The organism is Roseobacter fucihabitans (assembly GCF_014337925.2).
In the GTDB taxonomy this organism is placed as follows: domain Bacteria; phylum Pseudomonadota; class Alphaproteobacteria; order Rhodobacterales; family Rhodobacteraceae; genus Roseobacter; species Roseobacter fucihabitans.
The window spans coordinates 2,228,402-2,242,485 of sequence record NZ_CP143423.1; the positions used below are offsets into that span (position 1 = coordinate 2,228,402).

The window sequence follows — 14,084 nt, forward strand, 5'->3', positions numbered from 1 at the left end:
TTTCTCGCTGTGAGTGCGATATCCTACACCCATGAGCATGCAAGCGCCCCGTGATCTGCCGATTATCATCCTTGCCGCCGGCCAGTCGAAACGCATGCGCGGCGCTGACAAACTGCTTGAAGAAATCGACGGTGTCCCCCTGCTGCGCAGGCAGGCCAATCTGGCATGCAGCGTGACACTCGGGCAGGTGCTGATCGCCCTGCCCCCGCCCCCGCACCCGCGGTACCAATGCCTTGACGCGCTCGCCGTCAATCGCATCGGCGTGCCGGACGCGGTTGAGGGCATGAGTGCAAGCATCCGCACGGCAATCGCAGCGCTGCCCGAGGATGCGCCTGCTGCAATGTTGCTTTTGGGTGATTTACCGGATTTGACCAAAGATGACATTAAAAATGTTATTGAGGCCATTGATTTTAATAAAAATATATTGATTTGGCGTGGTGCCACAGAAGATGGTGAACCCGGACATCCCATCGTGTTTGCCGCAGAACTCTTTGGCGCGCTGATGGGCATTACTGGCGATGAAGGCGGGCAATCCGTCGTACGCCAGGCCAAAGATCGCGTCGCGCTCATCAGGTTGCCAGGTCACCGGGCGCGCAAGGACCTGGATACACCTGAAGACTGGGCCGCCTGGCGTGCGCAGCGCAGGGGGTGAGCGCCTTTTGCCGGGACAGCGGGCGCGGCACTCACACCATGGCATCGCCGCTGGCAAAGGCGCACAACCGCGCACCATGTGAAGACCTTGATCCATCATGCGATTGAAAAAATAGGATGGCCGCCGCCGCCGCCGATGAAATCAACCTTCGTGCTAAAGCGGGTGCCTCACGCGCTGCAAAGAGCGCAGAAGGACGGGCATGTGGTGCATGATTTCGGGCCGGACGGGTGTTTGTGGCAAATGTCAGGTCAGGGGCTTTGAACCGCTAAATACGGCCATACCCACAAACCGTTCAATCGTGATGATGTACAGAACTGTTTTTACCTCAGAAAACCGATCGGACATTCGTTCGGCGTCAACAAAGGCCGCCCCCAGGTTCCGGTTGATGATAATCACTGACCGGCGTGCACCGTTCCGGGTAATATGTAGCCCAACTTCGGGAACGTCTGGAAACGCCACCCCGCCAACGGTCACTCACATCCCTATCCGGCTTGCAATATGCGCCCATGGTGGGCAATTTGGGATTCTGCTTTGCCTTATCGTATTCAGCTTGGGTGTGCTTTGGTACTTTGTTGCGGACCCACTCGTGAGCTTCACGCAGCATTTTTCACGCAAGGTTTCTCCGGCGTTAAACATGGTCATTGATTTTCCTTTGGGGTGGTGCACCGGGGAGGAACAACCTAGAACCTTCTGAGTGCGTTCGTGTCCTTGAAGAATTAGAGAACTGGAGTGAGGTTCTCAAAGCTGAGCCGGACGTTATTCACAGGTTAGCCGCTTTTGCCAAGGCTGCATCAGTTGAAGCGAGTGGCCAAAAATCATCGTTTCCTGCGACTGATCTACCGGGGCTTGAACCATGAGCGCGGGTGTCGGCACAGAGGCTGGACAGGCAACGGCGGGTTTCAATGACGTTGCCGCTGCTGCGCCAAAGGCGGGCAAACGCCGTGATCGCTCTCCCCTGACATTACGGCTTACGACCGATGAACGGCAGAGGCTCGAAGAACTGGCGGCGGGCATGACGCTGAGCGCCTATGTGCGCGCTTGTGTGTTTGGGGCCGAGGCGGCGAAGCGCAAGCGGCGGCCCAAGGATGTTGTTGAAGACAAGAAGGCGGCAGCGGAGGCACTGGCCTTGCTGGGACAATCGCGGATGGCGAGCAATCTCAACCAGCTTGCCTATCATGCCAATGTTGGCGCTTTGATCATCGGCGAACAGGAAAAGGCGAATATCGCCGAGGCCAATGCCCATTTACTGGCCATTCGCACATTGCTCGTCAAAGCTCTGGGCAAATCACGATGATCCTTGAGGGCAATGCGCGGGGTTACGGCGCGGAACTGGCGCGGCATTTGTTGAACATCCGCGACAATGATCATGTGCAGGTGCATCTGCTCGACGGGTTTCTCGCCGATGATCTCGCGGGCGCGTTTGAGGAAGCCGAAGCGATTAGTCAGGCCACGCAGTGTAAGAAATACCTATTTTCCCTGTCGCTGAACCCGCCGCCGGACGCGCCTGTGTCCGTCGAAGCCTTTGAGGATGCCATTGCTAAAGCCGAGACGGCGCTGGGGCTGACGGGGCAACCCAAAGCCGTGGTGTTTCATGAGAAAAATGGACGGCGGCATGCGCATGCGGTCTATTCGCGCATTGATGGCGACCAGATGAAGGCGGTCCAATTGCCGCATTTCAAGCGCAAACTGATGGCGGTGTCGCGGGAATTGTATTTGGAACATAGCTGGGAGATGCCGCGCGGGTTTGACGATAGACAGCAGCGTGACCCAAATCGTTTTACGCACTCCGAGGCCGGGCAAGCCAAGCGGGCCAAGCGGGATACCGTCGCGCTCAAGAAAATGTTTCGGGCGTGCTGGGATGGCGCAGACAATCAGCAGGCCTTTGCAGCAGCACTTGCCGATCAGGGATACGCGCGGGTGTCGACTGACGACCAACGGCTCAAGGAAACGAAAATCGGGCCGGTTGCCGCCCTTACGCTGGATGAGGTCAAGGCTGCTGCAATTCAGCATGCAGTTAAGGTTGCGAAGACGAGCGTGGACAAGCTTGAGGCGTTCGCGCGCAATGCCACACAGGGAGACAGCTAATGCAAAATGCACCGCTTTACACCCGCATGAACATGGTTGCCGAGGTCTATGGCGTATCCGAGGACACCGTGCGGAGATGGGCCGGAAATGGGCTGCTGAAGATTCACAAGCGTGGCCGCATGTCATGGGTAAAGGCAAAAGAAATGATCGAAATAATAGAGACGCCTTGTGGGGCTGAGTGTGGGGCCAGCACTCAAAAAGACGATATTAACCGACAAAATATGGCTTAAGTGGTGCCCTTCCCCGGACTCGAACCGGGACGCCGTGAAGCAAGAGATTTTGAATCTCTCGTGTCTACCATTCCACCAGAAGGGCACTGAGGGGCGGTGTAATGAGGTTTGCTTAGGGTTTCAAGAGTTAGTCGCCGCTTTGTTTAAACAGTATATAGGCGATAATATTATCAGTAAAATTCCCGCGAACGGATTGTGCATGAACTGTGTGAAACTCTCGAACACTATTTAATTTCCTATTGCTACTGGCGCATTAGGAGATTTCAGAAAAACTAGCTAGGGTTTCAAGTGCTCATCGATGCGGTTGAGGTAGACCGCCATGACATGCGTCAGGTCAGCCAGATCGGCCTCTTCAGCAAGCCTCTTGATGGTCATAGCTGGGCGCTCTTGGTTGTAGCGTCGGCCACGAAAGTCAATGAAGGGTTCTTCCGTATTGATCACAGGCTGGACTGGACCAAGCTCAGACACCTTCCCGGTGATGTGAAGGAGTTATGTGAAGATGGGCCGGAGAAATTCGTGTATCTCATGGCCCCTCAGTTTGTTGCTCTTGGCGCTCTTATTGACAACCTCAAGCATGACCCCTACCGGAGCAACTTCTGTCAAGGGCGACCAGGAGGTGGGAAATAAGACCGTCACCTTCAGATAGCCATCCGGCCCATTCTCGGCATGCAGCCAAGAAGCAGTAGGGGCTGTCGGCTTCACCGCTTCGTAGACATCGTCTAGGTCCATCTCTTCGAGGCTGTCGAGGGATCTCTTCTGGTGGGTCTTAACGAAACGCACAGGGCGCACGCGGCGGGTCAGGTAGCCACCGTTGAAAGGTGACGACCAGTCTCTGCTTAGGGAACAATCATCGGCTCATACATAGGTCGCATTAGAGCGGCGCTGTCGGAACGATGGGTGATGAAGTTACGGGTTGTCTCTGTCGCCATCACGTAGGTTACGCGCTGGTCCTTACGGCTAATCAACTTGAGACCGCGTCACTGGTGATTTGGCGGCGTCGTGTAGCTGACGCAGAGATGGGTGAGCGTCACTTTCAGGTGTGACCTGCACTTGTAGATGAGCCCCAAAATTGGAGCTAATTAGACACAGTATTTGAACCCCCTGCATCGACCATTCCGCCACTTGGGCACTGAGCGGTTCATTATCCGAGCTTGCCCATTGCGTCCAGCCCACAGAAACGCTCCTTAAAAATTGACGCCTTTTCATATCGGCATAAAGCCTGCGCACACGCTGGTACAGCACTCTCGAATTTGCTAGGCGCTGTCACAACATCAATTAATCAACTCTGTCCAATAGCCTGGGAGATGCGTGCATGACGGATCATGCCACCAACGAAATAGCGATTTCGGACCGGCTCGACCAATTGGCGCAAAACGCACAAAGCGAGACCGTCTCCCTCGATTGGATACTCGGCCAGCTTCACGAACGAGCCTTTGGTCTTTTTCTTCTGGTGCTTGCGCTGCCGTGCTGCATACCGCTGCTCTACGGGATCCCACAGATCGTCGCTTTGCCGCTGATGTTTGTATCCGCGCAGATCCTTATGGGGCGTCAAACCCCGTGGTTGCCCGCGCGGTTGGCGGCGCGAAGCGTCTCGGTGCAAGGATTGCAGAACCTCGCACAGCGCGCTGGTCCGTGGTTGCGCCGCATCGAAGCCTTTAGCCGCCCGCGACAAGCGCAGCTGACCCGCGCACCGCTGGACCGGATCGTTGGGCTCGCGCTGGTGCTCTTTAGTGCATCGATCCTTGTGCCGCTTCCGGGTACCAACACGGTGCCTGGATTCGCCGTCGTGCTCGTCTCGATGGGGCTGTTGCAGCGCGATGGTATCCTCGTGTTGTTTGGTATGATGCTCGGCACCGCATGGATCGCTTCCCTGATCTTTGCCGGGGCGACGCTGGTCAGTTTGTTTAAAGGGTGGATGGGCTTTTGACACACGTACGTTTCATCACCCTGGCCGCACTTGGCTCTGCTTTCCTATTGGCAGGGGCGTTTGTGTTTCAAATTCTGGGCTATGCCCCCTGCACCATGTGCATCTGGCAGCGCTACCCGCATGTTCTCGCCGTGCTTATCGGTCTCATCGCGTGGCGCATCAACCACGCCTTGGTGATCCTCGCAGGTGCAGGGGCGGTTTTTACATCTGGTGCCATTGGGGTTTTCCACGCCGGTGTGGAACAAGGCTGGTGGCAAGGCCCGACCACCTGCACAGCCGGTCCCGTTGGCGATCTGAGCCCCGAAGAGCTATTGAATCAGATCCTGACCGCGCCGCTGGTGCAATGCGACCAAATCGCCTGGCAAATGATGGGAATCAGCATGGCAGGCTGGAACGCCATCCTGTCGTTCGGCCTGACGGCACTCTGGCTCTTGGCCCTCAAACGCCGCTAGGAGGCCTTGCGCGTACTCAGCAGCAGGCTCGTTTCACTGGCGCTGACCCCTTCTAGGCGGCGCACCTGAGACAGGACCCGGTCGAATTCCTCCAGCGTCGCTGTGCCGATCTCCACGATCACATCCCATCGCCCATTCGTGGAATAGACGCGGCGCAAGGCCGGCATGCCACTCAACTGGCGAATGATCCGATCCGTCCCCCGCCCCTCAATCGCGATCATCATCAACCCGCGCACCGGATCGCTCAGCCCGTCCTGCTTCATCACGACCGAAAACCCAAGGATGTCGCCGCGCGCCTGGAGCTTTGCGATGCGCACGCGCACCGTGGCGCGTGTCAACCCCAACAGCGATGCCAGGTCGGAAAGTGACGCCCGTGCATCATGCCGCAGCGCGCTGATCAGCCTATTGTCCACTTCATCCATATTTACCGTCCATTTTGGTCGATTGACGTGCATTATGCACATTTTGAATGCTTGTTGATACGACATATTGGTCATTATATTCTGCGCAACACGTATTGACGGAGATGCAAATGACCCAACAGACCTGTATCCTGATCGGCGCACCCGTCGATAGCGGCAAACGACGTCGGGGCTGTTTGATGGGTCCGGATGCCTACCGCACCGCCGGACTGGCCGAGGCTCTGCGCGACCTTGGACATGGCGTGCAGGACCGGGGCGACGTGCGCCCTGCGCCGTTCACGCCAAAACCCCATGCCAAATTGCACGCGCTTGAAGAAACCATCGCATGGACCACCGCACTTGCGGAAGCCGCAGAGGCCGGGCTGCGCGACGGCTTGCCGATTTTCATGGGCGGGGATCACGCCCTGTCGCTTGGCACGGTTCTGGGGGCGATGCGCCATTCGGAGGCGCAGAACCGGCCGCTGTTTGTGCTCTGGCTCGATGCCCATAGCGATTTTCACACCCCTGAGACCACCGATAGCGGTAACCTGCATGGCACACCGCTGGGCTATGTGACGGGGCGCCCGGATTTTGACGGTTTCCCGGAAATCCCAATGCCCCTGGCTCAGGATAACATCGCCATCATCGGATTGCGGTCCGTGGATAGTGCCGAGCGTGCCGCCTTGCAGGACACTACCGTGCAGCGCGTGGACATGCGCGAGATCGACGAGACCGGGATCGCCAAGCCCCTTTCGGGTTTTCTGGAGCGCGTGGCGCGATCAAACGGCATGCTGCATGTGTCGCTGGATGTCGATTTTCTGGACCCCTCTGTGGCCCCTGCCGTTGGGACGACCGTACCCGGTGGTGCCACCATCCGCGAAGGCCATCTGGTGATGGAAATGCTGCATGATAGCGGTCTGATGACCTCGCTTGATCTGGTTGAACTCAACCCCTTTCTGGATGAACGCGGCCGCACCGCGCAGGTCATGGTCGATCTCGCCGCATCGGCCCTGGGGCGCCGGGTGTTCGACCGCCCCACGCGCGCCTTTTGAAGATGCCCGCCCGGCGAAATCGCTGTGCCACCCCACATCACGCCTCAAAGCCGTCACAGATCCAAGCCGCTGTTTGACGGCAGCATTGCAACAAACCTGTTAGCCTCCAAAAGGGATTTGATATGACCACCAACCCGCTCCCCTCAGACAAGGCACTTGTGCCCTTTGTATCTGTTGATCACATGATGCAATTGATCCACCATATTGGCATTGAACCCATGCTCTGTGGTCTGGCGGATTACATTGAGGCCGATTTCAAACGCTGGCAGCTGTTTGACAAAACGCCGCGCGTGGCAAGCCATTCCGCCGAAGGGGTGATCGAATTGATGCCAACCTCGGACGGTGAGGTATACGGTTTCAAATACGTCAACGGCCACCCAAAGAATACCGCCGAAGGATTACAGACCGTCACGGCCTTCGGTCTGCTGGCAAATGTGGGGAACGGCTATCCGGTGCTGCTATCGGAAATGACCCTGCTGACGGCACTGCGCACGGCGGCCACGTCCGCCTTGGTCGCGCGCACTCTGGCCCCGCAAAATGCGCGCACAATGGCGATGATCGGCAACGGGGCGCAGTCCGAGTTCCAAAGCCTCGCGATGAAGGCAATCTGCGGCGTCCGTGAAATCCGCCTCTATGACACCGACCCGAAGGCCACGCAGAAATGCGCGACGAACCTGGCGGGCCTGGGTTTGAGCGTGACCCCCTGCACGAGCGCGCAGGAGGCCATCCTGGGCGCACAGATCATCACGACCTGTACCGCGGACAAGCAATATGCCACCATTCTGAGCGATAATATGATTGGCGCGGGCGTCCATATCAACGCCATCGGCGGGGATTGCCCCGGCAAAACGGAACTCGCCGCGGCGATCCTGCACCGCGCTGACATTTTCGTGGAATACCCCGAACAGACCCGTATCGAGGGCGAAATCCAACAGCTGGACCCGGCCCACCCCGTCACGGAGATATGGCAAGTCCTGACCGGTCAGGCCAAGGGGCGCACATCGGACAAGCAGATCACGCTGTTTGATTCCGTCGGCTTTGCGATTGAGGATTTCTCCGCGCTGCGCTATGTCCGCGATCAGCTGGAAACAACCAGGCTTTTCCACCCGCTTGATCTGCTGGCCGATCCGGATGATCCACGCGACCTTTTCGGCATGTTGCAACGCGCGATCTGATCGCAACATCGCCGGGCGCGCCGTTTTGGGCTTGCCCAAAACCAAAACATGACGTGCGCGGGGAACCCGCGCGCCGCTGGATCACGGCGCGTCAGGCCGTGACATCATGCCCATAGATCCAATCAAACTGGCGCATCATCATACCCGGTGCCACCCGTCCACCCAGCGAAAGACCCATATGCGCGAGGGCGCGCAAGGGCCCTTCCGGCAAATGGTATTTCCAGGCATTCTTGTTAGCAGCCGCGATCACCCTGACCGCGCGCGCGCGGCGCAGCGCCTGATAACGACCTGAGGGCGCGCCGCTGGTCAGGCACTCGGCCAGCACCCAAGCATCCTCCAGTGCAAGATTGGCCCCCTGCGCCAGAAACGGCAAAGTCGGATGGGCCGCATCGCCCAGGAGCGCAACATTGCCCGACTGCCATGTTTCAACAACCGGATGGCGGAACAACCCCCAGAGCTTCACCTCCTGCACCTGCGACAGAAGCTCCCGCATCGGACCACCGAATTCGGCAAATGCTGCACGCAGGTTGTCGGGATCATCTGCGTGCTGCCACCCCTCAACCGCCCAAGCCTCACGTTCCTGAACTGCTACGATGTTCATCAGCCGGCCCGCTCTAATGGGATAGCTGACGATATGACGGCCCGGCCCCATGCTCACGCGCACCTCAGGGGCGGCATCTGTCGCCGGTATCATAGCGCGCCAGGCCACTTGCCCGGTAAAACCGGGCGCTGGACCCGGCGAAATCACTTGCCTGCCAATCGAATGCACGCCATCCGCGCAAACGACCGCGCCCGCGCTGAGGGTGGCACCCCCCTCAAGAGTGACGCTGGGAACATCTCCCGAAGAGACCGCAACGACCTTCTGGCCCAGCGTGATAGAAACGCCAGCCTGTTGGGCGGCCTGTGCTAGCGTTGTGATCAAATCATGCCTGTGCATGAACAGATATTGCTGGTTTTTAAGCCGTGTCAGGTCCAACTGCACGACATCGCGCCCCTCCCGGTAATCCGCCAGCACCACCGCCCGCGCCCTTACCGCACCGCTTTGCATCAAAGCCTCTTCAAGCCCCAGAGCGCGCAACACGGCCAGACCGTTGGGGCTAACCTGCAAGCCTGCGCCCACTTCGGTAATTTCGCTGGCCTGTTCGAGCAGGGTCACCGCCACGCCCTTGCGCGCCAACGCCGTGGCGCAAGCCAGCCCCCCGATCCCCGCACCGACAACAATCACATCCTTGATCATGTATCCTCCGCAAAAGCAAAAGCGCCGAAGCTGCTGCTTCGACGCTTTTTAACTCGTTTTAATTGTGCCGCGAGGGATTAATCGTCGCGGTGCACTTTTTCGCGTCGTTCATGACGCTCCTGTGCTTCAAGGCTCATCGTCGCGATGGGCCGTGCATCCAGACGTTTCAAGGAGATCGGCTCACCCGTCACCGAGCAATATCCAAATTCGCCCTCATCAATCCGGCGCAACGCACCGTCGATCTTGCTCACCAGTTTGCGCTGACGATCGCGTGTGCGCAATTCGAGCGAGCGGTCGGTTTCCTCGGATGCACGATCTGCAACATCAGGAATGTTGCGCGTGCCATCCTGAAGCCCCTCGATCGTGTCTTTGCTACCGGCCAGAAGTTCGGCGCGCCAATCCAAAAGCTTGCGCCTGAAATATTCAGCCTGGCGTTCATTCATGAACGGTTCGTCCTCGGCCGGGCGATAATCCTCCGGCAGAAATGCTTCCTGCTTCATTTGCTTCCCCTCAACGTGGCTCACGTCAGTCATATGCATCTTGTCCTCAGGCCAAGCGCCCCCAATGGTGCAGGCTCTACCCCACGTCCTTACAATTGTCACTACACAAAGCTGAAGAATTCTGGCTAAAAGCGAAACAAGATTTCACCGCGCAAAGGGTTGACACAAGAATGAAATTCCAGGGAACCGCTGATTATATCGCCACGGATGATCTCAGTATCGCCGTGAATGCCGCCGTCACGCTGGAGCGTCCCTTGTTGGTGAAGGGTGAGCCCGGGACCGGCAAGACTGAACTGGCGCGCCAGGTCAGCCTGTCGCTTGATCTGCCTATGATTGAGTGGAACATCAAATCCACCACCCGCGCACAACAGGGGCTTTATGAATACGACGCGGTCAGCAGACTGCGCGACAGTCAGCTGGGCGAGGAGCGCGTGCATGATGTGAAGAACTACATCCGCAAGGGCAAGCTCTGGAAGGCCTTTGAGGCCGATCAAAAGGTCGTGCTGCTGATTGACGAGATCGACAAGGCGGATATCGAATTCCCCAATGATCTGTTGCAGGAGCTCGATAAGATGGAGTTTTTTGTCTATGAGACCGGCGAGACCATCAAGGCGCGCCACCGCCCTGTGGTGATCATCACCTCCAACAATGAAAAGGAACTGCCCGACGCCTTCCTGCGCCGCTGTTTCTTTCACTACATCCGCTTTCCCGAACTCGAGACGCTGCGCCAGATCGTCGAGGTACATTTTCCCGGCATCAAGGAGGCGCTTCTGACCACCGCGCTCACGCAATTCTATGACATTCGCGAGCAGGCGGGCCTGAAGAAAAAGCCCTCCACCTCCGAAGTGCTGGATTGGTTGAAACTGCTGCTGGCCGAAGATCTCAGCGCGGAGGATTTGAAAAAATCCGGCACCAACGCGCTTCCGAAACTGCACGGGGCGCTGCTCAAGAACGAACAGGATGTGCATCTTTTTGAGCGTCTGGCGTTTTTGGCGCGCGGTGGCCGCTAAAAATCATGGAATCTTGTTTTATTTTCTGGCTGCTGTAAACTCGCAAGAGCGGCGCAAAGACCGTAAACGAGAGCAAAGAGCAGGCAATAGAAAATGACAGAACAAGCGAGCGTTGTCGTGCGCGCCCTGCGCAGGTCCGATAAAGCACAATGGGCCAGGTTGTGGCAGGGCTATTTGGCTTACTATGAAACCGAACGGCCCACCGAGATTTTTGACCTCTATTTCGACCGGCTGATCGGGGATGACCCGCAGGATTACCATTGTGTGGTCGCGGAAATGGACGGGACGCTCGTTGGTCTGACGCATTACCTGTTTCATCGCCACGGCTGGTCGGTGGAAAACGTCTGTTATTTGCAAGACCTTTATGCCGACCCGTCCGTGCGCGGCACGGGCATTGGGCGCGCGTTGATTGAAGCCGTCTATAAGGCTGCGGATGCCACGGGCGCGCCGGGCGTCTATTGGTTGACGCAGGATTTCAACCAGGCCGCGCGCAAACTCTATGACCGCATCGGCAAAAAAACACCATTCATCAAATACAGCCGCGCATGAAAAACCGGCTGGTTCTGCCGCTGATCATGATGCTGAACGCCTGTGTGCCCCTCACCCAGAGCGGCCTGCCATCGCGCGCGATGATCGCGCAAACCAGCCTGCCCCCCATGAAAACCTTCGGGCGCGCGGATGTATCGCGCGCCGTTATCGCCAACGCCGATCTGGTGCGCGATTTCCTCGATCTTTCGTTTCAAATGGAGAGCGGGCGCGCACTGCCCGTCTTTACCCGTTTCGAAACCCCGATTACGCTGCGCGTGACGGGCGCACCGCCGCCCTCCCTGAGTACTGATCTGGCGGCACTTCTGGGACGGCTTAGGACGGAAGCGGGGATCGTCATAGAAACGACCTCCGCGCCCGAGGCCAACATCACAATCCAATCGGTCCCGCGCGCCGAGATTCGCCGGATTTTGCCGCAGGCTGCCTGTTTTGTGGTGCCCAATGTCAGCTCCTTGCGCGCCTATCGGTCGGCGCGCCGCAGCCCTCAAACCGATTGGACCTTGCTCAAATCACGCGAAAAGCTGGCGATTTTTATACCAAGTGACGTCAGCCCACAAGAAATCCGCGATTGCCTGCATGAGGAATTGGCCCAGGCGCTCGGGCCGCTCAACGACCTCTATCGCCTGCCCAATTCCGTGTTTAATGACGACAATGTGCATACGATCCTGACCCATTTCGACATGCTGATCCTGCGCGCCACCTATGCGCCGGAGTTGAAATCAGGCATGTCGCGCCAGCAGGTCGCAGCGCGCCTGCCCGCGATTTTTGCGCGCCTCAACCCGCGCGGCCAGACCGGCCCGACACCTGCCCCCGGCGCAACACCGCAAGCCTGGAATACCGCCATTCAAGCCGCCCTTGGCCCCGGTGCCAGCCGCGCAACACGCCGTAACGCAAGCGGCGAGGCCCTTACCATTGCCCAACAACAAGGGTGGCGCGACAACCGGCGCGGCTTTGCCCATTACGCAAGGGCGCGCGTCTTGCAGGCCAGCGATCCAGGGGCGGCCAAAGCGCAATACACACTTGCGGATCAGTTTTATGCCCTCTCGTCGGACACCAGATTGCACCGGGCTTATGTCGCCACGCAATTGGCCGCCTATGAGATTGCGGCTGGAAACGGCGCGGCTTCCCTGCGGCTCATCGCGCCCAATATCCAGATCGCAGTGGATGCGCAAAACGCCTCGCTGCTGGCGACGCTGCAACTGCTCAAGGCCGAAGCCTTGAGCCTTGAAGGCCGTGTGCAAGAGGCCGGTACGGTCAGGCTGGACAGTCTGGGATGGGCGCGCTACGGGTTCGGGCCAGATTGGGCCGTGCGCGCCAAACAACGCGAAATATCCGCGCTCAACCCTGGAAACACACCGTCCTGACCTTTGGCGCGCCTGAGGTCCAAACGCATTGAAACGAGGAAACAGATGATCGGGATCGCAGTAACCCTGCTGGGTGCACTCATCGGCGGCGTGACCGCAGCGCGGCGCAAAGGCAACCGCAAGGACATCGCCCAATATGCGGCCGTTTATGCGCTGATCTTCACCGTTGCCTATATGGTTTTGTCTATTCTCGGTCTGCGCGCCATGGTATAGTGGACCGATGTTTCTGCCCTTTTTCGATGCCTTGCGAAAATCTGGATTGCCCGTGTCGCTGCGGGAATTTCTCTCGTTTCTGGAGGCCGTGCAGGCGGGCCTTGCGACCTATGATGTGGATGCGTTTTACTATCTGGCGCGGGTCACATTGGTCAAAGACGAGCGCAACATCGACAAGTTTGACCGCGCTTTTGCCGCCGCCTTTTCGGGCCTCGAAAACATCTCCGCTCAGAACGTGATGGAAGCTGTCGACATCCCGACCGAGTGGCTGGAAAAACTGGCCGAAAAACACCTCAGCCCCGAAGAGAAAGCCGAGATTGAAGCTTTAGGAGGCTTTGACAAGCTGATGGAAACGCTCAAGAAACGCCTTGAAGAGCAAAAGGGGCGGCATCAGGGCGGCAATAAATGGATCGGCACGGCGGGCACCTCGCCTTTTGGTGCCTACGGGTATAATCCCGAAGGCGTGCGCATCGGGCAGGACGGATCGCGCCACCAACGCGCCATCAAGGTCTGGGACAAGCGCGAGTTCAAAAACCTCGATGACACCGTTGAACTGGGCACCCGCAACATCAAAGTCGCGCTCAAACGCCTGCGCCGTTGGGCGCGGGACGGGGCGCGCGAGGAATTGGATTTGAACGGCACCATCCGCGCCACGGCCGAACACGGGTATCTCGACGTCAAAACCCGTCCCGAAAGGCGCAATGCGGTCAAGGTCTTGCTGTTTCTGGACGTCGGTGGGTCCATGGATGCGCATGTTAAGGTGGTCGAGGAACTCTTCTCCGCCGCGCGCGCCGAATTCAAGCACATGGAATATTACTATTTCCACAATTGCCTCTATGAGGGCGTTTGGCGCGACAATCGCCGCCGCTGGGACGCGCAGATCCCGACGCATGAGGTGTTGCGCACCTATGGGTCTGATTACAAATGTATCTTTGTGGGGGACGCCTCGATGTCACCCTATGAGGTCGCCTACCGTGGGGGGGCTTCTGAGCATTGGAACGCCGAAAGCGGAGCGACATGGCTCACGCGGGTGCGCGATCACTGGCCCTCCACGCTCTGGATCAACCCGGTGCCGGAAAAATACTGGCCCTACACGCAATCCATTGCGATGATCCAGGAAATCGTCGGCACCGAGGCGATGGTGCCAATGACGCTCGAAGGCCTGTCGCAGGGCATCAGAACGCTGGCACGCTGAGCAGCCGCTTCTTTTGGCAAGAAATACTCCCGCCGGAGGCACCTG

At 58.3% G+C, this 14,084-nt stretch carries 17 protein-coding genes and 1 tRNA gene; 14 read left to right on the top strand and 4 right to left on the bottom strand.

What is annotated here, in order from left to right; all coding sequences use genetic code 11:
* The first annotated feature begins 31 nt into the window (after positions 1-31).
* From ROLI_RS10870 to ROLI_RS10885, 4 genes are all read left to right on the top strand, one after another.
* Entirely contained in the window at positions 32-652 is a 621-nt protein-coding gene (locus ROLI_RS10870; RefSeq protein ID WP_187430992.1) for an NTP transferase domain-containing protein, read from the top strand.
* Positions 653-1,505: 853 nt separating this feature from the next.
* Positions 1,506-1,946 (top strand): plasmid mobilization protein, encoded by a 441-nt coding sequence (locus ROLI_RS10875; protein WP_187430993.1) that lies wholly within the window; start codon positions 1,506-1,508, stop codon positions 1,944-1,946.
* Positions 1,943-2,737: a relaxase/mobilization nuclease domain-containing protein gene (locus ROLI_RS10880; protein WP_187430994.1), complete on the top strand. Its 795-nt coding sequence runs from the start codon at positions 1,943-1,945 to the stop codon at positions 2,735-2,737. Before ROLI_RS10875 ends, ROLI_RS10880 begins: the two co-directional genes overlap by 4 nt.
* On the top strand, positions 2,737-2,967 hold the full coding sequence (locus ROLI_RS10885; RefSeq protein WP_187430995.1) for a helix-turn-helix domain-containing protein: 231 nt from the start codon (positions 2,737-2,739) through the stop codon (positions 2,965-2,967). Before ROLI_RS10880 ends, ROLI_RS10885 begins: the two co-directional genes overlap by 1 nt.
* Position 2,968: 1 nt before the next feature.
* Here the strand turns inward: ROLI_RS10885 and ROLI_RS10890 are convergent.
* Positions 2,969-3,052: transfer RNA gene (locus ROLI_RS10890), tRNA-Leu, on the bottom strand.
* Positions 3,053-3,255: 203 nt separating this feature from the next.
* On the opposite strand from ROLI_RS10890, the gene ROLI_RS10895 reads away from it, so the two are divergent.
* The 3 genes from ROLI_RS10895 (at position 3,256) to ROLI_RS10905 (ending at position 5,346) form a co-directional block, all read left to right on the top strand.
* A complete protein-coding gene (locus ROLI_RS10895; protein WP_262386570.1) occupies positions 3,256-3,594 on the top strand; it encodes a hypothetical protein in 339 nt (112 codons plus the stop codon).
* A 685-nt stretch (positions 3,595-4,279) separates the two neighbouring features.
* Positions 4,280-4,894, top strand: coding sequence for an exopolysaccharide biosynthesis protein (locus ROLI_RS10900; protein ID WP_187430997.1), 615 nt, complete (start codon positions 4,280-4,282; stop codon positions 4,892-4,894).
* The gene (locus ROLI_RS10905; protein WP_187430998.1) at positions 4,891-5,346 is read left to right on the top strand and encodes a disulfide bond formation protein B; all 456 of its coding nucleotides are present in this window, start codon (positions 4,891-4,893) and stop codon (positions 5,344-5,346) included. The genes ROLI_RS10900 and ROLI_RS10905 overlap by 4 nt, the downstream gene beginning before the upstream one ends.
* On the opposite strand, the gene ROLI_RS10910 is transcribed toward ROLI_RS10905, so the two are convergent.
* Entirely contained in the window at positions 5,343-5,768 is a 426-nt protein-coding gene (locus ROLI_RS10910; RefSeq protein ID WP_187430999.1) for an Lrp/AsnC family transcriptional regulator, read from the bottom strand. The genes ROLI_RS10905 and ROLI_RS10910 overlap by 4 nt on opposite strands.
* A 110-nt stretch (positions 5,769-5,878) precedes the next feature.
* On the opposite strand from ROLI_RS10910, the gene rocF reads away from it, so the two are divergent.
* Both rocF and ROLI_RS10920 read left to right on the top strand, forming a co-directional pair.
* The gene (gene rocF, locus ROLI_RS10915) at positions 5,879-6,799 is read left to right on the top strand and encodes an arginase (RefSeq protein ID WP_187431000.1); all 921 of its coding nucleotides are present in this window, start codon (positions 5,879-5,881) and stop codon (positions 6,797-6,799) included.
* A gap of 122 nt (positions 6,800-6,921) precedes the next feature.
* Complete coding sequence (locus tag ROLI_RS10920; RefSeq protein WP_187431001.1) at positions 6,922-7,974, top strand: ornithine cyclodeaminase; 1,053 nt, start codon at positions 6,922-6,924, stop codon at positions 7,972-7,974.
* Between the two features lie 91 nt (positions 7,975-8,065).
* Here ROLI_RS10920 and ROLI_RS10925 read toward each other — a convergent pair whose 3' ends face one another.
* Together ROLI_RS10925 and dksA are read right to left on the bottom strand one after the other, a co-directional pair.
* The gene (locus ROLI_RS10925) at positions 8,066-9,211 is read right to left on the bottom strand and encodes an FAD-dependent monooxygenase (RefSeq protein ID WP_187431002.1); all 1,146 of its coding nucleotides are present in this window, start codon (positions 9,209-9,211) and stop codon (positions 8,066-8,068) included.
* A gap of 77 nt (positions 9,212-9,288) precedes the next feature.
* On the bottom strand, positions 9,289-9,711 hold the full coding sequence (dksA, locus tag ROLI_RS10930) for an RNA polymerase-binding protein DksA (RefSeq protein ID WP_187431003.1): 423 nt from the start codon (positions 9,709-9,711) through the stop codon (positions 9,289-9,291).
* 170 nt (positions 9,712-9,881) lie between these two features.
* Here dksA and ROLI_RS10935 point away from each other — a divergent pair, with 170 nt between their 5' ends.
* From ROLI_RS10935 to ROLI_RS10955, 5 genes are all read left to right on the top strand, one after another.
* Entirely contained in the window at positions 9,882-10,721 is an 840-nt protein-coding gene (locus ROLI_RS10935; RefSeq protein ID WP_187431004.1) for a MoxR family ATPase, read from the top strand.
* Between the two features lie 93 nt (positions 10,722-10,814).
* The gene (locus ROLI_RS10940; protein ID WP_187431005.1) at positions 10,815-11,270 is read left to right on the top strand and encodes a GNAT family N-acetyltransferase; all 456 of its coding nucleotides are present in this window, start codon (positions 10,815-10,817) and stop codon (positions 11,268-11,270) included.
* Positions 11,267-12,631, top strand: a complete 1,365-nt coding sequence (locus ROLI_RS10945) for a DUF2927 domain-containing protein (protein ID WP_187431006.1) — start codon at positions 11,267-11,269, stop codon at positions 12,629-12,631. Before ROLI_RS10940 ends, ROLI_RS10945 begins: the two co-directional genes overlap by 4 nt.
* A gap of 45 nt (positions 12,632-12,676) precedes the next feature.
* The gene (locus tag ROLI_RS10950; RefSeq protein ID WP_187431007.1) at positions 12,677-12,844 is read left to right on the top strand and encodes an apolipoprotein acyltransferase; all 168 of its coding nucleotides are present in this window, start codon (positions 12,677-12,679) and stop codon (positions 12,842-12,844) included.
* Positions 12,845-12,851: 7 nt separating this feature from the next.
* Entirely contained in the window at positions 12,852-14,039 is a 1,188-nt protein-coding gene (locus ROLI_RS10955) for a VWA domain-containing protein (RefSeq protein ID WP_187431008.1), read from the top strand.
* Positions 14,040-14,084: the final 45 nt, after the last annotated feature.